The sequence below is a fragment of the Streptomyces sp. NPDC048718 genome (assembly GCF_043198875.1).
GTDB lineage: Bacteria > Actinomycetota > Actinomycetes > Streptomycetales > Streptomycetaceae > Streptomyces.
This window is the reverse complement of the sequence record NZ_JBICVG010000022.1, coordinates 1-15,940: the sequence shown is the minus strand read 5'-3', so window position 1 is coordinate 15,940 and position 15,940 is coordinate 1. Positions and strand designations below refer to the sequence as shown.

Below are 15,940 nucleotides of genomic sequence, written 5' to 3'. Positions count from 1 at the left end.
GGCATGAGCGACGCAGCCCAGTCCGAGCCGGACGCGGCCGGTCACTGGTACGACGACGACGCGGGGCCGGTGGTCCGCCCGTACGCCATGACCCGAGGCCGCACCAGCGCCGCGAGCCGGCACCGGCTCGACCTGATCGCGATCGTGGTCCCGGAACCGGCCGCCGAGGACCCCGGCCGTGATCAGACGCTGTCCCCCGAGCATGTCGAGATCGTCGAACGCTGCTCCGAGCAGCCGCAGTCGATCGCCGAACTCGCCGCAGGGCTCGACCTCCCCCTCGGGGTGGTACGGGTCCTGATCGGCGACCTCGTGGACGACGAGCTCGTGCACGTGACCCGCCCCGTTCCGCCGGCCGAGCTGCCGGATGTGAGCATCCTTCGTGAGGTGATCAATGGCCTTCGGGCGCTCTAGAACCGGAGCCGGCCACAGGCAGCCGCCGGTCGAGCCGGTGACGCTGAAAATCCTGGTGGCGGGGGGTTTCGGCGTCGGCAAGACCACCATGGTCGGGTCGGTCAGCGAGATCCGGCCGCTGCGGACCGAGGAGATGCTCAGCGAGGCGGGCCGGCCCGTCGACGATCTGCACGGCGTCGAGACCAAGACGACCACCACGGTCGCCATGGACTTCGGCCGGATCACGCTGCGCGACGACCTGGTCCTCTATCTGTTCGGTACGCCGGGGCAGGACCGTTTCTGGTTCCTGTGGGACGAGCTGGCCCAGGGCGCGCTCGGCGCGGTCGTGCTCGCCGACACCCGGCGTCTGGAGGACAGCTTCGCCGCCATCGACTACTTCGAGCGGCGCGGCATCCCCTTCACAGTGGCCGTCAACTGCTTCGAGGGCGCGCGCCGTTTCCCGGCGGAGACGGTGCGCGGCGCGCTCGACCTCGACCCCGAGGTCGAGCTGGTGATGTGCGACGCGCGCGACCGGGAGTCGGTCAAGAACGTCCTGGTGGCCGTCGTCCAGCACGCTCTGGTCCTGGCCGAGCACCCGCCGCCCGCCACGGCGGGCACCCCGGCAGGCCGCTGACCGGCCCCGCCGGTTCCGCCAGTCCTTACGCCCCCGTGCGCACCCGCACGGGGGCGTAAGGGCGCTCGCGGCCCGGCGCCCGGCCGGGACCCCAGCCAGGACCCCGGCCCGGTTTTTGGTCCTCAGCGGACCGCCACCACCGCCGAACCGTGTCCGAACAGGCCCTGGTTGGCGGTGATCCCGGCCCGCGCCCCCGGCACCTGCCGGTCCCCGGCCACGCCTCGCAGCTGCCAGGTCAGCTCGCAGACCTGCGCGAGGGCCTGGGCCGGCACGGCCTCGCCGAACGACGCGAGGCCGCCGCTCGGATTGACCGGGAGGCGTCCGCCCAGCGCGGTCACCCCGTCCCGTACCAGCGCCGCGCCGCCGCCCGCCGCGCACAGCCCGAGATCCTCGTACCACTCCAGCTCCAGCGCCGTGGACAGGTCGTACACCTCGGCCAGGGACAGATCCTCCGGGCCGAGCCCCGCCTCCTCGTACGCGGCCCGCGCGATCGTCGCCCGGAACGGAGGGGAGGGCCGCCCGGCGAGGGAGCCGGTCGCGGCCGGTCCCACCGCGGCCGGTCCCACCGCGACCGGACCCGCTGCGGCCGGACTCGCCAAGGGGGCCGGGTCGGTGGCGATGTCCGGCAGATCCAGGACCGTGCGCGGATACTCCGGGGTGATGGTCGACACCGCCCGGATCCGCACCGGGTCCGGATGCCCGTGACACCGGGCGAAGTCCAGGCCCGACAGCACGAGCGCCGCGCCCCCGTCGGAGGTCGCGCAGATGTCGAGCAGCCGCAGCGGATCGGCGACCACGGGCGATGCGGCCACCTCCCGCGCGCTCACCGGCTCGCGGTAGCGGGCCAGCGGATTGAGCGCGCCCGCCGCCGCGTTCTTCACCTTCACCAGGGCGAAGTCCTCGGGCGTGTCCCCGTACAGCGCCATCCGGCGGCGCGCGTACAGCCCGAAGTACGCCGGGTTCGTCGCCCCCAGCACCCGGAAGCGCAGCCAGTCGGGGTCGTCCGGGCGCTCGCCGCCCGCCGGGGCGAAGAACCCCTTCGGCGCCGCGTCCGCGCCCACCACGAGGACCACGTCGGCGAGCCCCGCGAGGATCTGCGCGCGGGCGGCGGCGATCGCCTGCGCCCCCGAGGCGCAGGCCGCGTAGACGCTGGTCACCCGCGCGCCCTGCCAGCCGAGCGCCCGGGCGAAGGAGGCCCCGGCCACGTAGCCCGGGTAGCCGCCCCGTACGGTGGCGGCGCCGACGATCGAGGGGACGTCCCGCCAGCCGAGACCGGCGTCGGCGAGCGCGGCCCGCGCGGCGGCCACCCCGTACGCGGTGAAACTCCGGCCCCACTTGCCCCACGGATGCATCCCGGCGCCGAGGACGGCGATGTCGGCCGTCATGCCGGCCCCCGTACGTCCACCGGCCCCTGGGAGTCCCCGGGCGGCCAGGTATCCCGCGGCCTTTCGGTATCCGGCGCCCCCTCGGCGTCCGTCGCCGCCGCGACCGGCCGCCAGTGCCAGGTGGTCCAGATGTGCTCGTCGTCCTCGTGGAGGACGCCCGGCACCAGCTCGGCCTCGGCCCCGACCGCCAGATCGGCCGGCCGTATGCCGGGCGCCGCCTGCCCGAGCACCACGATGCCCTCGACGGCCAGCTCCACCGCGATCAGGGTGTACGGCTCCCAGGCCCGGCCGGGGTCCGAGACATACGGCGCGGGCGGCCGGTAGCGGCCGTCGGTGTACGACCAGACACGGCCGCGCCGGGACAGCGGCGTCTCGGCGAGCTCGCCCCCGCCCGGGCAGTCAGGATTGCGGCAGCTGTCGTCCTCGCGGGGGAAGAAGACCGCCGCGCACACCGTGCAGCGGGTCCCCAGCAGCCGGAACTCCCCGTCGGGAGCGGTGTCGTCCGTGAACCAGCCGGGCACCACCGGCCTGCGTGTGCGTGCCATCCGCGACCCCCTCCACACCCCGGGTCACCTGACGAAGCGTCAGATGACCCGAGGATGGCACGACCGTCCCGGCCGGGGAAGGGGGGCGGCCCTCAGCGGGGCCCCGGGGGAGGCGTCAGTGCCCGCCCACCGACCGGCGCGCCACCGGGAAGTCGAAGAAGGTGGCCGGGAACGGCTCCGGCTTGAACGTGAAGTGCCACCACTCCTCGGGCAGATTGACGAAGCCCTCGGGAGCGAGCGCGTCGCGCAGCAGATCCCGGTTGGCCCGCTGCGCGCCCGTGATCCGGGGATCGTCGGTGTGCGAGAGCGTGTCGAAGCAGTCGAAGGCCGTCCCCATGTCGAGCGAGTTGTCGGGGAAGCGCTCAGCCTGCGGCCGGAAGCACTCCACCTGCGGTTCGCCCGGCTCGTACGCGCGCGTGGGCGCGGCGGGCAGCCGTACGACCGTCACATCCACCGTCGAACCCCGGCTGTGCCCCGACTTCTCCGCGATGTACCCGTCCTCGAACAGCCGCGTCTTGTCGACCAGCGGATAGAACTCCCGCTTCATCCGCTCGTCGCCCAGGTCTTCGGCCCAGCGCACGAAGTGGTCCACGGCCCGCTGTGGCCGGTAGCAGTCGTACACCTTCAGCGTGTATCCGCGCGCCACCAGCTTCGACTGCGCCCGGTGCAGAGCCTCGGCGGCCGGCCGGGTCAGCAGACACATCGGCTGGTGGTAGCCGTCCACCGGCTCGCCCACGAAGTTGTGCGGCGTGGCGTAACGGATCTCCTGAAGGATCGTCCGGTCCACCCGGTCCAGGGCCACGAACTCCGCCGGAGCCTTGGGCTCCGGGGCGGCGCTCGCCGACGGGGCGGCGGCGGTCACCGCGAGCAGCGCGGCGGCGGCCAGCGCACCGAGGGAGCGGACGGCGGAGACGAGCGGGGAAGGGGTCGCGGGCCCGATCGGCCTTGTCAGTCCTGTCATGTGCACCATCTATCAGTTCCGCCGGCGGCGGGGAAGGGCGATCCCCTACGGTCGACGCGTGACCGACATCCCGCATCCCGCGCCGCACAGCCACTGCTCCGCCTGCGGCACCCGTTACCCGGAGGCCTCCGGCTGGCCCCGCCCCTGTGCCGCCTGCGGCACGACCGCCTACCGCAACCCGACTCCGGTCGCCGTCGCCCTGCTGCCGGTGACCGACGAACGCCGGCGCACCGCTCTCGTCGTCATCACCCGCGCCATCGCGCCCCAGACCGGCCGCGTCGCCCTGCCCGGCGGCTTCATCGACTTCGGCGAGGACTGGCACGAGGCCGTCGTGCGCGAACTGCGCGAGGAGACCGGCATCGAGGCCGCCGCCGAAGACGTACGGCTCGCCGACGCGCTCAGCTCCCCGGGCGGCCATCTGCTCCTCTTCGGCCTGCTGCCGCCCCGCCCGGCCGCCGCGCTCCCGCCGTCGGCCCCGACCGACGAGACCAGCGGGCACCATCTGCTGTACGGGCCGGAGGAACTGGCGTTCCCGCTGCACACGGAGGCGGTACGGCGTTTCTTCGCGGGGACGTACGGCTGACGCGCCGGCGGGAGGACGTACGGCCGGGGCGCGCTGCCCCGGCCCCACCGCGTCCCCCTGGCCGTGACCCCCCGGCCGTCACCCTTCCCCGGCCGTACCCCGTCCCTCAGTCGCCTCCGCCGCCCCGTCGTTTCCGTCGTTTCCGTCGGCTTCGAGTCCGCGTACCCGCACCCGCAGGTCCGGCTCCACCGCCCCGTCCTCCGTCATCCGCTCCACCACGACCCGCCCGTCCACCAGCCGCGACCGGTACCGCTCGATCCGCTCCGGCGCCCAGCCGTCCCCGGCGTCCCGCACCACCAGGCCGCCGCCCGTCCGCCCCGCCGCGGGTGCCCACACCTCCAGGACAGGCCCGGCACCGCCCTCCCCGCCCTTACCGTCCTCGGATTCCCCGTTCTCGCCCCGGACCGGGATCACCGCGCCCGCCCGGGCCAGCACCGGCACCCGTGACAGCGGCGCGTCGAGCAGCACCCGCCCCGGGCCCTCGTACGCCCGCCCGGTCGCCGTGTCGTACCAGCGCCCGCGCGGCAGCCGTACCGTCCGCCGGTCCGTGCCCGCCGTCAGCACCGGCGCGACCAGCAGCGAGTCCCCGAGCAGAAAGGCGTCCTCGCAGTCCCGCAGCGCCCGGTCCTGGGGCGTCCCCCACCACACCGGCCGCGCATAGGGGGCGCCGGTCGTCCGGGCGAGCCGCGAGAGGGTGACGAAGTAGGGCAGCAGCCGCTCCCGCTCCGCCAGCGCCACGCGCGCGTGCTCCAGGACCTCGGGACCGAACTCCCACGGCTCGCGCCGCCCCGCGTCGATCGCCGCGTGCGTCCGGAACAGCGGCAGCCACGCCCCCAGCTGATACCAGCGCAGGAACAGCTCCGGCGACGGACTGCCGTCGAAGCCGCCGATGTCCGGCCCCGAGTACGGCACCCCGCACAGCCCGAGGCCCAGGGCCAGCGCCAGCGAGGCCCGCAGCCCCGGCCAGCCGGTCGCCACATCGCCCGACCAGGTCCCCCCATACCGCTGCATCCCCGCCCACCCGGAGCGCGAGAAGAGGAACGGCCGCTCCTTCGGCCGCAGCCGGCACAGCCCCTCGTACCCGGCCCGGGCCATGGCAAGCCCGTACACGTTGTGCGCCTCGCGGTGGTCCCCGCCCCGCCCCTCCAGACGGTGCCGGGCCGAGCGCGGCAGCGTCCGGTCGCCGAACGCGGTGAACGACACCGGCTCGTTCATGTCGTGCCATATGCCGGAGAAGCCCTGTGCCAGCCGCTCCTCGTACAGCGCGCCCCACCACGTCCGGGCCTTGGGATCGGTGAAGTCCGGATAGACGCACGCCCCCGGCCACACCACCCCGCGGACCTCCCTGCCCCGGCCGTCCCGTACGAACGCCCCGGCCGCCCGCCCGCTCTCGTACACCGGATTGCCCGGCTCCGCCTTCACCGCCGGGTCGACGATCGACACCAGACGCACCCCGCGCTCGCGCAGCTCGGCCGCGAGCCCCGGCAGATCCGGGAACCGCTCCCGGTCCACCGTGAAGACCCGGTGGCCGTCGTAGTGGTCGATGTCCAGGTGCAGCGCGGACAGCGCGAGCCCCCGGTCCCGGTAGCCGTCCACCACCCGCCGGACCTCCCGCTCGCTGCCGAAGCCCCAGCGCGCGTGCTGCGGACCCAGCGCCCAGGACGGCGGCAGCGCGGGCGCGCCGGTCAGCGCGGACCAGCCGTGCAGGACCCGCGCGGGGGTGCCGACCAGGACCCAGCAGCGCAACGGGCCGCCGTCCATGCGCAGTTCGCTGGTGCCGGGCCGATCGTGCCCGGACCCGGCGCCCTCCGCGCCCTCGGCGAGGACCACCCGGCCGTCCCAGGAGTTGTCGTAGAAGGCCAGATGCGTCCCCGCGTCCGCGACCACCAGCTGGACCGGCATGGTGATGTACAGCGGGTCGTCACCGGGGGAGAAGGGGCCGGGGTCGGTGTTCCACAGCCGGTACGTCCCGTCCCGCAGCCGCGGCCCCGAGGCCCGGCCGCCGAGCCCGAAGAACCGCGCGTCCGCCGGCACCTCGCTGCGCTGCACCCAGCGCGCCGAGCCCCCGGAAGCGGCCCTGTCCGGAGTGACCCTGTCCAAGACGGTCCCGTCCGAAGCCGTTCCCCTCGCAGACACCCCGCCCGGCGAGACACCCCCGTCCTCCTCGGACCTCCCGGCCTCTTCCGGCCTGGTCTCCCCGTACCTCCCGTATCTCCCATACCTCCCGGCCTTCCCTGCCTCTCCCGACACCGGCTCCCACCAGCGCGGCGGCAGATCCCGGCGCAGCACCACGCCACCCGGCGTGCGCACCTCCACCGCCCCGTGCCGGGACACCGCGACCGTCACCCGCTTGGACACCACCCGCCAGCCGCCGTCGGTGTCCGGCTCCAGGACGGCCCGCGGATCCGGTGCGGGCGCCTCGCCCGCCAGCGCGTACGACGGCAGCTCCGCCGCCCCGTCCCAGGACCAGAAGACGATGCCGGCCGCCGCCACCGACAGCCGCAGCTCGGCCCGGTCGAAACGGACGATCCCGCCGCCGGGCCGGGGGATCGCCGCCCACACCGGTCCCGGGGTCCGGGCCCGCTCCGGCCCCCGCGGCGGCAGCGCCCGCGCGTCGGTACGGCGCCGTCGCCACGCCGCCCCCACCGCGCGCAGCGCCTGCGCCGACCCCAGCACCTTCACCGAGCGCACCAGCTCACGACCGTTCATGCGGCTCACCCTGCCATCCCCGATGCGGCAGGTGAGCACCGTTCAACTGCCGTTCACCCATGGTCAGAGCACATATTCACCTACCGGACCATGGGCGGCGAACCCTGGTGCGAACGGGCATCCCATGGCATCGTCCTGTCAGCCGCGTCGCGCGCACACCGCAGCATGTGCGCGGGGCACACGCCTAGCCCGTGTACAGCTCCAGGGAGTCGACCGATGACATCAGCGCAGACCGAGCCGCTTTGGCAGCCGGACGAGGACCGCGTCGCCGCGGCCGCCGTCACCCGCTTCCAGGCCTGGGCGGCCGAGCGCCACGGAGCCCCGGCCGACGGCGGCTACGCGGCCCTGCACCGCTGGTCCGTCGACGACCTCGAAGCCTTCTGGGCGGCCGTCGCCGAGTGGTTCGACATCCGCTTCGCCACCCCGTACGAGCGGGTCCTCGGCGACGACGCCATGCCGGGCGCCGACTGGTTCCCGGGCGCCACCCTCAACTACGCCGAGCACGCGCTGCGCGCCGCCGACGAGCGCCCCCACGACACCGCACTGCTTCATGTGGACGAGACACAGGAGCCGACCCCGATCACCTGGGTCGAACTGCGCCGCCAGGTCGGCTCCCTCGCCGCCGAACTGCGCCGTCTCGGCGTCCGGCCCGGCGACCGGGTCAGCGGCTATCTGCCCAACATCCCCGAGGCGATCACCGCCTTCCTCGCCGCCGCCGCCGTCGGCGCCGTCTGGACCTCCTGCGCCCCCGACTTCGGCGCCCGCAGCGTCCTCGACCGCTTCCAGCAGGTCGAGCCCGTCGTCCTGTTCACCGTCGACGGCTACCGCTACGGCGGCAAGGTGCACGACCGCCGCGACACCGTCGCCGAGCTGCGCGCCGAACTGCCCACGCTGCGCGCCGTCGTCCACATCCCGCTGCTCGGCACCCCGGCCCCGGAGGGCACCCTGGAGTGGTCCGCGCTGACCGCCGCGGACACCGAGCCGGTCTACGAGCGGGTCCCCTTCTCCCACCCGCTGTGGGTGCTGTACTCCTCCGGCACCACCGGTCTGCCCAAGGCCATCGTGCAGTCCCAGGGCGGCATCCTGATCGAGCACCTCAAGCAGCTCGGCCTGCACTGCGACCTCGGCCCGGACGACGTGTTCTTCTGGTACACCTCCACCGGCTGGATGATGTGGAACTTCCTCGTCTCCGGTCTGCTCACCGGCACCACCGTGGTGGTGTACGACGGCAGCCCCGGCTACCCCGACACCGGCGCCCAGTGGCGCGTCGCCGAGCGCACCGGCGCGACCCTGTACGGCACCTCCGCCGCGTACGTCATGGCCTGCGCCAAGGCCGGTGTGCACCCGGGCCGCGACTTCGACCTCTCCCGCGTCAAGTGCGTCGCCACCACCGGCTCCCCGCTGCCGCCCGACGGTTTCCGCTGGCTGCACGACGAGGTCCGCGCCGATCTGTGGATCGCCTCCGTCAGCGGCGGCACCGACGTCTGCTCCTGCTTCGCCGGAGCCGTCCCCACCCTCCCGGTCCACATCGGCGAACTGCAGGCGGCCGGCCTCGGCACGGCCCTGGAATCCTGGGACCCGTCGGGCAAGCCGCTCGTCGGCGAGGTCGGCGAACTGGTCGTCACCCGGCCGATGCCCTCCATGCCGATCCGCTTCTGGAACGACCCGGACGGCAGCCGCTACCACGACAGCTACTTCGAGATGTTCCCCGGCGTGTGGCGGCACGGCGACTGGATCACCCTGACCGAGCGCGGCTCGGTCGTCATCCACGGCCGCTCCGACTCCACCCTGAACCGCCAGGGCGTCCGGATGGGAAGCGCCGATATCTACGAGGCGGTCGAGCGCCTTCCCGAGATCCGCGAATCCCTCGTCATCGGCCTGGAGGAGCCGAACGGCGGCTACTGGATGCCGCTCTTCGTCCACCTCGCCGAAGGCGCCACCCTCGACGAGGAACTGATCGGCCGGATCAAGACCACCATCCGCGCCGAGCTCTCCCCGCGCCACGTCCCCGACACCGTCATCGAGGTCCCCGGTATCCCGCACACCCTCACGGGCAAGCGCATCGAGGTCCCGGTCAAGCGCCTCCTCCAGGGCACCCCGATGGCCAAGGCCGTCAACCCGGGCTCGGTCGACAACCTTGCCCTGCTGGACTTCTACGAGGAGCTGGCCCGCACCCGCAAGACCGGCTGACCGGCGTCCGCACGCACCGAGGGCCCGCGCGATCCGCGCGGGCCCTCGGTGCGAACGGACTGCCCAGGCCGTCCGGGCGTCAGCCCCCGTACGTCGCCTGCGCGTCCCCCAGCACCTCCGCGAAGTCCGCCGCCAGCCGCCGGGCGTCGTCCGGCGGCAGGGTCGCCGTCGTGATCCGTACGCCGGTGGGCGCGGCGATCCGGAACCGCGCGCCGGCCGCCACCCACCAGCCGTGCGTCCGCAGCCCGTTCACCACCGCCGACTCGTCGCGCACGGGCACCCACACATTGACGCCGCTCCCGCCGGCCGAGCGGATGCCGTACGCGTCCAGCGCGCCGGTCAGGGCATCCCGCCGCTCCGCGTACGCGGCCTCGCCCGCCGCCACCAGCCGCGCCACGTCCGGATCGGCCAGCAGCCCGGCCACCGTCTCCTGGAGGATGTGGCTGACCCAGCCGGAGGTCATCAGCATCCGCCCGTCGTGCCGGGCGATGGTCACCGGATCACCGGCCACCCCCGCCCACCGCAGGTCGACCCCCAGCCGCTTGGAGACGGTGCGCACCTGCGCCCAGCGCTCCAGACCGGCCGAGGAGAGGGTGGCCGCCGCCGGCCCCTCGATCTCCACGGTGTAGTCGTCCTCGACGACCAGGACCTCGGGGAACTCCCGCAGCAGCGCCACCAGTTCGTCGCGTCGCGCGGGGGAGAAGGCCGCCCCGGTCGGATTCTGCGCGCGCGGGGTGCACACCAGTGCCCGTACCCCGGCCCGCAGCGCCGTCCGCAGCGCGTCGGGGGTGATGCCCTCCCCGTCCACGGCGACCGGGACCGTCCGCAGCCCCAAGGCCGGTACGAGGTCCAGGAGATGGTGGAACCCGGGGTCCTCCACCGCTACCGCGTCCCCGGGGCGCAGTTCGACGGAGAGCAGCCGGGCGATGCAGTCGAGCGCCCCGTGCGCGAAGGTGACCCGCTCCGCCGGGACGCCGTCCCGCGCGAACCAGTCCCGGGTCAGCTCCTCCAGCCGGGTGAGCCGGGGTTCGGCCCGGTGCGAGCCGAAGACCGGGCGCCACTCGGCGGGCGGGCGCAGCACCGGCAGGAAGGCCGGATCGGGCAGGCCGCTGGCCAGGTCCACCAGGCCGGGCGGCACGCGCAGCGGTCGCCGGGACGCCACCGAGGGCGCCTCCGCCACCACCGTGCCGCCCCGCCCGCGGGTGACGACCAGTCCGCGCCCGCGCAGTTCCTTGTACGCCGTCGCCACCGTGCCCGGACTGACGCCGAGTTCGTCGGCGAGCCGCCGTACGGGAGGCAGCGCGTCTCCCGGCGCGAGCGCGCCCTCGGTCACGCCGCGCTCGATGGACGCGGCGATCCCCTTGGCCGTCGTCCCTGTGATCGCATATTGTGTTGCCACGTACTGAACTATGTATCAATACATAACTCGCGTCAAGGGGGAACCGAGTGAGCCGCCCGACCGCATGGCACCGCACCGCTCTCGACCGCATACCCGGCGGCCGCGACGGCCGCCGCATGCTCGTCGTCAGCATCGTCGACAAGACCGGCACCGGCCTCTGGGCCGGCTGCACCGCCCTCTACTTCACCTACGTCTCCGGCCTCGGGCTCGGCCAGGTCGGCCTCCTCATGACGATCTCCGGAGGCGTCGGAGTCGCCGGTGCCCCGCTCGCCGGCCGCCTCGCCGACCGCTTCCCCCTCGTCCGCCTCATCGCCGCCGCGCAACTCCTGCGCGCCGCCGCCCTGCTGGCCCTCCTCACCACCGACGACTTTCTCCTCCTCACCCTCTTCTCCGCCCTCGGCGCCCTCCCGGACCGCGCCGGCAGCGTCCTCGTCAAGCTCTTCGCCGCCCGTCTCGCCGGCTCCGAGCGGGTCCGCTACCAGGCCATCCAGCGCACCACCGTCAACATCGGCTGGTCCATCGGCGGCCTCGGCGCCGCCGCCGCGCTCGCCACCGGAAGCACCCGCGTCTACGGACTCCTCCTCATCGGCAACGTCGTCAGCTACGCCGTCATCGCCGCCCTCACCCTGCGCTGCGCCGAACCCCCCGCCCCGGCCCGCGTCGTCACCGGCTCGACCGGCTCGACCGGTTCCGAGAGTCCCGACAGCTCGGCCGGCCCCACCGGCTCCGGCGGCGACACGCTTCTGACGAAGCCCGCCAACCCCTGGCGCGACCGCACCTTCCTCGGCTACGTCGCCACCGACGCCGCCCTCTACCTCGACGACACGATCCTCCAGGTAGCCATCCCGCTCTGGCTCATCCACGCCACCACCGCGCCCGTCGGACTCGCCCCGCTCCTCCTCGTCCTCAACACCGTCCTGGTCGTCCTCTTCCAGGTCCCGCTCGCCCGATTCGGCGCCACCACCCGCGCCGCCCGCCGCCTCGTCATCCCCCTGACCGGCCTCTTCCTCCTCGGCACCCTCGCGCTCGCCGCCTCCGCCACCGGCGGACCCGCCGTCGCCATCACGGCGCTCAGCGTCGCGGTCACGGCCCTGACCTTCGCCGAGATCATCCACGCCACCTCCTCCTGGGAACTCTCCGTCGCCCTCGCACCCGCCGAGGCCCAGGGCGCCTACGTCGGCGTCCACGGCCTCGCCCAGTCCGGCCAGCGCTTCGCGGGCCCGCTGGTCGTCACCGGGGTGATGAGCGTCGGCGCCCTCGCCTGGCCGGTCCTCGGCCTCGCCCTCATCGCGGCGGGAGCGGCCCAGTACCGGCTGATCCGCGACCGCGTCGACGCCGTCGACCCGCCCACACCGTCACTGTCAGTGGCGAAGGTTACGGTGAGTGAGCACTGAATCGACAGCGCTCAGGGGGAGACATGACCCGTCGGAACCACACCGGCACCGGCACCGGCACCCACACCACCGCGACACTCCGGCGCGCCCTGCGCCGCGACACCACGAGCACCCTCGCCCTCCTCGCCGACGGGGAGGACTTCGCCGCCATGCGCCGGTACACGACCTTCCCCTTCGACGACCACCCCCGGTACCTCGCCCACGCCGAAGCACTCCTGAAGTCCCTCGCCACCACCGGCGGGCACACCACCGTCGTCCTCTTCGACCCCGAGGAGTACGCCGACTACTGCGCCGCGACCGGCCTCGACCCCGACCACCCCACCAGCCGCGCCCGCTACGCCGCCGACACCGCCGCCACCGGAGCCGGCGTCACCTACACCGGACAACCCCTCGACACCCTCGTCCCCCTCCTGATCGACATCGCCGTCCGCCACGCCACCTGGGAGTACGCCACGACGCTGCTCGACGAGGCGGGCACCTGCGCCGACTGCGGCCAGGACATCGGCCGCGCCTCCTACGACCGGGCCGGCCGGCTGCTCCTGCGTCTCCTCGACGCGGCCGGCCCCGGCACCCACCACCTCGTGTGCAGCGTCCCCGCCGAGGACGACCAGCTCGTCGCCGTCCTGCGCGCCACCCGCGACGACACCGGACCCGCCCGCCTCGACCGCACCGAGGCCGCCGAATTCGCCTCGGTCCTCGCCGCCGGCATCGCCCGCGGCACCCCCGGCGGTCTCGTCCTGCGCACCGCCACGCCCGGCGCCCCCGACCGGCTGCACGGCTGGCGCCTGCGCGACGGCCGGCTCGACCCCCTCACCGAGGCCGAGGTCTTCGACGCCTACTGCACGGACGCCCTCACCGGCGAACCCATCGCCCCCGAGTCCCACGCCGACTACCGCGCGGGCTTCCCCCTCGACCCGGACGACCACCCCCACTCGCACCCCCACTGACACCGAAGGGGCTCCCCGCCGTCCACGGCGGGAAGCCCCTTCAGCCTCGTCGTTCAGTCCTGCCCTCCGGCCGGGATCACTCCCCGGACAGCACCGCCTGCGCGGCCATCCGCGCGTCGTGCGCGGTGTCCGCGGCCCGCGCCGCGGCGGCGGCCCGCTCGCACTGCGCCAGCGTGTGCTTCGCCAGCGTCGCCCGCACATACGGGATCGACGCGGCGCCCATCGACAGGGAGGTCACCCCGAGACCCGTCAGCACACAGGCGAGCAGCGGATCCGACGCCGCCTCACCGCACACCCCACAGCTCTTGCCCTCGGCCTTGGCGGCCTCCGCGGACAGCGCCACCAGGTCGAGCAGCGCGGGCTGCCACGGATCCTGCAGCCGCGACACCGCACCCACCTGACGGTCGGCGGCGAAGGTGTACTGCGCCAGGTCGTTCGTGCCCAGCGACAGGAACTCGACCTCCTGAAGGATCGACCGCGCCCGTAGCGCGGCGGACGGAATCTCCACCATCGCGCCGAACTTCGCCCGCAGCCCCGCCTCACGGCACGCGTCGGCGAACGCCCTCGCGTCCGTACGGTCGGCCACCATCGGCGCCATGACCTCCAGATACACCGGCAGCCCGGCGGCGGCCTTCGCCAGCGCCGTCAGCTGGGTCCGCAGCACCTCGGGATGGTCGAGCAGCGTCCGCAGACCCCGCACACCCAGCGCCGGGTTCGGCTCGTCGGCCGGTGTCAGGAAGTCCAGCGGCTTGTCCGCGCCCGCGTCCAGCACCCGTACGACCACCCGCCCCTCGGGGAAGGCCTCCAGCACCTCGCGGTACGCCTCGACCTGCTTCTCCTCGGACGGCGCCTTCGCGCTGTCGTCCAGGAACAGGAACTCGGTACGGAACAGACCGACGCCCTCGGCCCCCGCCTCGACCGCGGCCGGAACGTCCGCCGGACCGCCGACGTTCGCGAGCAGCGGCACCTTGTGCCCGTCCGAGGTCGCCCCGGGACCCGTCGACGCGGCGAGCGCGGCCTTGCGCTGCTCGGCGGCCCGCGTCATCGCCGCCCGCTTCTCGTCGCTCGGACGCACGAAGATCTCGCCGGTGGAACCGTCCACCGCGACGACCGTGCCCTCCGGCAGATCGACCGCGCCCGGCAGCGCGACCACGGCCGGCACCCCGAGCGCCCGCGCGAGGATCGCGCTGTGGCTGGTCGGCCCGCCCTCCTCGGTCACGAACCCGAGCACGAGCGAGGGGTCGAGCAGCGCGGTGTCCGCCGGCGCCAGATCGCGGGCGATCAGGACGTACGGCTCGTCGCTGTCCGGCACCCCGGGCATCGGCACCCCGAGCAGCCGCGCCACGATCCGGTTCCGTACGTCGTCCAGGTCGGCGACCCGGCCCGCCATGTACTCACCGGCGCCCGCGAGCAGCTCCCGGTAGTGCGAGAACGCGTCGTAGATCCCGCGTTCGGCCGTACTGCCGACCGCGATCCGCCGGTCCACGTCGGCGATCAGCTCCGGGTCCTGGGCGATCATCGCCTGGGCCTCCAGCACGGCCTGCGCCTCACCGCCGGCCAGATGGCCCCGCGCGTTCAGGTCGGCGGCCACGGCTTCCACGGCCTGACGGGCGCGTCCCTGCTCGCGCTCCGCCTCGTCGGGCGGGATCTGCTTGGCCGGCGGCTCCAATACGGCCGTCCCCATGTGCCGGACCTGGCCGATCGCCACACCATGGCTGACCCCGACGCCTCGCAGCGTTGTCTCCATCTCACCCGTCTCCGAGTCGTGCGACGGCCGTGCCGTCGCGTCGAATGTCCTCTGTGCGCTCACCCCTCAGGATGAGCGGTCGATCAGCTCCAGGCGAAGAGCTGGTCGCCGGACTTCACCTCGCCGGTCTCGACGACCTCGGAGAGCGCGTCGGCGGTGGCCTCCAGAGCCACGACCGGACAGATGGCGGACTTGCCGGCCTCCTCGACCGCGACGGGGTTCCAGCGCACGACGGCCTGGCCGCGCGTCACGGTGTCCCCCTTGTTCACGAGGAGCTCGAAGCCCTCCCCGTTGAGCTGGACGGTGTCGATACCGAGGTGGACGAGGACCCCGTGACCCCCCTGGTCGACCACGACGTACGCGTGCGGGTGAAGGGAGACGACGACACCGCCGATGGGCGAGACGGCCTCGGAGGGCTCGCGCACGGGGTCGATGGCGGTGCCGGGACCGACCATCGCGCCGGAGAAGACGGGGTCGGGCACGTGGGCGAGACCGATGGCGCGTCCGGCGAGCGGCGACGTCACGGTGGTCATGGGGAGCCTCCCGGGGGCGGAGATGCGTGTTGCGCCGTCACTGCCTGTCCTGGACGGCATAGTGTTTCCGCAGCCTATGTCATAGAAAGTCCCGGTTCTCCACGAGACGTACCGCTTGGCGCAGGCTAGGGACCACCGGCGACGGTTTGCGTCCGGGGACACAGAGATGTACTGTCGAATTCCTGCCTGACCCCAGAGCGGTTCCACCGCGGGTCGGCAGCACTCATCAAGCCGGATCCTCACCTCAGAGGACCGCACTCTGCGCTGCGCGTGGGGAGCGGTCGGAGGGAACGGAAAAGCCTGATACTGTTTGACCTCGCCGAAGGGCCTTGACGGTGAAAGCCGAAAAGGACTGGAAAGCGGAGAGTGAATCGGAGCCGAAAGGGTCTGATAAGCTCGAAACGCCGGAAGGGAACGGAAGCGAAAGTGACCGGGACCGGAAAGCACCGAGGAAATCGGATCGGAAAGATCTGATAGAGTCGGAAACGAAGGAAGCGCCCGGAGGAAAGCCCGAGAGGGTCAG

The 15,940-nt window shown here is 73.7% G+C and carries 13 protein-coding genes and 1 pseudogene; 7 read left to right on the top strand and 7 right to left on the bottom strand.

All coding sequences use genetic code 11. The annotated features are described in order from the left end of the window. The first annotated feature begins 3 nt into the window (after nt 1-3). Both ACGFRB_RS30745 and ACGFRB_RS30740 read left to right on the top strand, forming a co-directional pair. The gene (locus ACGFRB_RS30745) at nt 4-411 is read left to right on the top strand and encodes a DUF742 domain-containing protein (protein ID WP_363010069.1); all 408 of its coding nucleotides are present in this window, start codon (nt 4-6) and stop codon (nt 409-411) included. After that, the gene (locus tag ACGFRB_RS30740; RefSeq protein ID WP_361232424.1) at nt 392-1,024 is read left to right on the top strand and encodes an ATP/GTP-binding protein; all 633 of its coding nucleotides are present in this window, start codon (nt 392-394) and stop codon (nt 1,022-1,024) included. The genes ACGFRB_RS30745 and ACGFRB_RS30740 overlap by 20 nt, the downstream gene beginning before the upstream one ends. A gap of 122 nt (nt 1,025-1,146) precedes the next feature. Here ACGFRB_RS30740 and ACGFRB_RS30735 read toward each other — a convergent pair whose 3' ends face one another. The 3 genes and pseudogenes from ACGFRB_RS30735 to ACGFRB_RS30725 form a co-directional block, all read right to left on the bottom strand. Further along, nucleotides 1,147-2,409, bottom strand: a complete 1,263-nt coding sequence (locus ACGFRB_RS30735; protein WP_393247728.1) for a lipid-transfer protein — start codon at nt 2,407-2,409, stop codon at nt 1,147-1,149. A gap of 92 nt (nt 2,410-2,501) precedes the next feature. Further along, a pseudogene (locus tag ACGFRB_RS30730) lies at nt 2,502-2,954 on the bottom strand (Zn-ribbon domain-containing OB-fold protein); the annotation flags it as partial. A gap of 115 nt (nt 2,955-3,069) precedes the next feature. Continuing rightward, entirely contained in the window at nt 3,070-3,915 is an 846-nt protein-coding gene (locus ACGFRB_RS30725; protein ID WP_363010075.1) for a M15 family metallopeptidase, read from the bottom strand. Here ACGFRB_RS30725 and ACGFRB_RS30720 point away from each other — a divergent pair. Continuing rightward, complete coding sequence (locus tag ACGFRB_RS30720) at nt 3,914-4,498, top strand: NUDIX domain-containing protein (RefSeq protein WP_393247726.1); 585 nt, start codon at nt 3,914-3,916, stop codon at nt 4,496-4,498. The two genes, ACGFRB_RS30725 and ACGFRB_RS30720, sit on opposite strands and share 2 nt — an antisense overlap. Nucleotides 4,499-4,576: 78 nt before the next feature. On the opposite strand, the gene ACGFRB_RS30715 is transcribed toward ACGFRB_RS30720, so the two are convergent. Further along, nucleotides 4,577-7,207, bottom strand: coding sequence for a TIM-barrel domain-containing protein (locus tag ACGFRB_RS30715; protein ID WP_393247724.1), 2,631 nt, complete (start codon nt 7,205-7,207; stop codon nt 4,577-4,579). A gap of 216 nt (nt 7,208-7,423) precedes the next feature. On the opposite strand from ACGFRB_RS30715, the gene ACGFRB_RS30710 reads away from it, so the two are divergent. Beyond that, complete coding sequence (locus ACGFRB_RS30710) at nt 7,424-9,397, top strand: acetoacetate--CoA ligase (RefSeq protein ID WP_393247722.1); 1,974 nt, start codon at nt 7,424-7,426, stop codon at nt 9,395-9,397. A 79-nt stretch (nt 9,398-9,476) separates the two neighbouring features. Here the strand turns inward: ACGFRB_RS30710 and ACGFRB_RS30705 are convergent, their stop codons facing one another. Beyond that, entirely contained in the window at nt 9,477-10,796 is a 1,320-nt protein-coding gene (locus ACGFRB_RS30705) for an aminotransferase class I/II-fold pyridoxal phosphate-dependent enzyme (protein WP_393247720.1), read from the bottom strand. Between the two features lie 47 nt (nt 10,797-10,843). Here ACGFRB_RS30705 and ACGFRB_RS30700 point away from each other — a divergent pair, with 47 nt between their 5' ends. Together ACGFRB_RS30700 and ACGFRB_RS30695 are read left to right on the top strand one after the other, a co-directional pair. Continuing rightward, complete coding sequence (locus ACGFRB_RS30700) at nt 10,844-12,190, top strand: MFS transporter (protein WP_393247719.1); 1,347 nt, start codon at nt 10,844-10,846, stop codon at nt 12,188-12,190. Nucleotides 12,191-12,213: 23 nt separating this feature from the next. Further along, complete coding sequence (locus ACGFRB_RS30695; protein WP_393247717.1) at nt 12,214-13,137, top strand: hypothetical protein; 924 nt, start codon at nt 12,214-12,216, stop codon at nt 13,135-13,137. Between the two features lie 76 nt (nt 13,138-13,213). Here ACGFRB_RS30695 and ptsP read toward each other — a convergent pair whose 3' ends face one another. Then, nucleotides 13,214-14,884 (bottom strand): phosphoenolpyruvate--protein phosphotransferase, encoded by a 1,671-nt coding sequence (gene ptsP, locus ACGFRB_RS30690; protein ID WP_363010089.1) that lies wholly within the window; start codon nt 14,882-14,884, stop codon nt 13,214-13,216. A gap of 83 nt (nt 14,885-14,967) precedes the next feature. Beyond that, nucleotides 14,968-15,417 (bottom strand): PTS glucose transporter subunit IIA, encoded by a 450-nt coding sequence (locus tag ACGFRB_RS30685; RefSeq protein ID WP_393247715.1) that lies wholly within the window; start codon nt 15,415-15,417, stop codon nt 14,968-14,970. Between the two features lie 335 nt (nt 15,418-15,752). On the opposite strand from ACGFRB_RS30685, the gene ACGFRB_RS30680 reads away from it, so the two are divergent. Next, nucleotides 15,753-15,940: hypothetical protein (locus ACGFRB_RS30680; protein WP_393247713.1), on the top strand; the 188-nt coding region annotated here is incomplete at its 3' end.

Coding starts and splice junctions, on each gene's coding strand:
- ACGFRB_RS30745 (WP_363010069.1), top strand. CDS start 4: ATGAGCGACGCAGCCCAGTCCGAGCCGGACGCGGCCGGTCACTGGTAC.
- ACGFRB_RS30740 (WP_361232424.1), top strand. CDS start 392: ATGGCCTTCGGGCGCTCTAGAACCGGAGCCGGCCACAGGCAGCCGCCG.
- ACGFRB_RS30735 (WP_393247728.1), bottom strand. CDS start 2,409: ATGACGGCCGACATCGCCGTCCTCGGCGCCGGGATGCATCCGTGGGGC.
- ACGFRB_RS30720 (WP_393247726.1), top strand. CDS start 3,914: ATGTGCACCATCTATCAGTTCCGCCGGCGGCGGGGAAGGGCGATCCCC.
- ACGFRB_RS30725 (WP_363010075.1), bottom strand. CDS start 3,915: ATGACAGGACTGACAAGGCCGATCGGGCCCGCGACCCCTTCCCCGCTC.
- ACGFRB_RS30715 (WP_393247724.1), bottom strand. CDS start 7,207: ATGAACGGTCGTGAGCTGGTGCGCTCGGTGAAGGTGCTGGGGTCGGCG.
- ACGFRB_RS30710 (WP_393247722.1), top strand. CDS start 7,424: ATGACATCAGCGCAGACCGAGCCGCTTTGGCAGCCGGACGAGGACCGC.
- ACGFRB_RS30695 (WP_393247717.1), top strand. CDS start 12,214: ATGACCCGTCGGAACCACACCGGCACCGGCACCGGCACCCACACCACC.
- ptsP (WP_363010089.1), bottom strand. CDS start 14,884: ATGGAGACAACGCTGCGAGGCGTCGGGGTCAGCCATGGTGTGGCGATC.
- ACGFRB_RS30685 (WP_393247715.1), bottom strand. CDS start 15,417: ATGACCACCGTGACGTCGCCGCTCGCCGGACGCGCCATCGGTCTCGCC.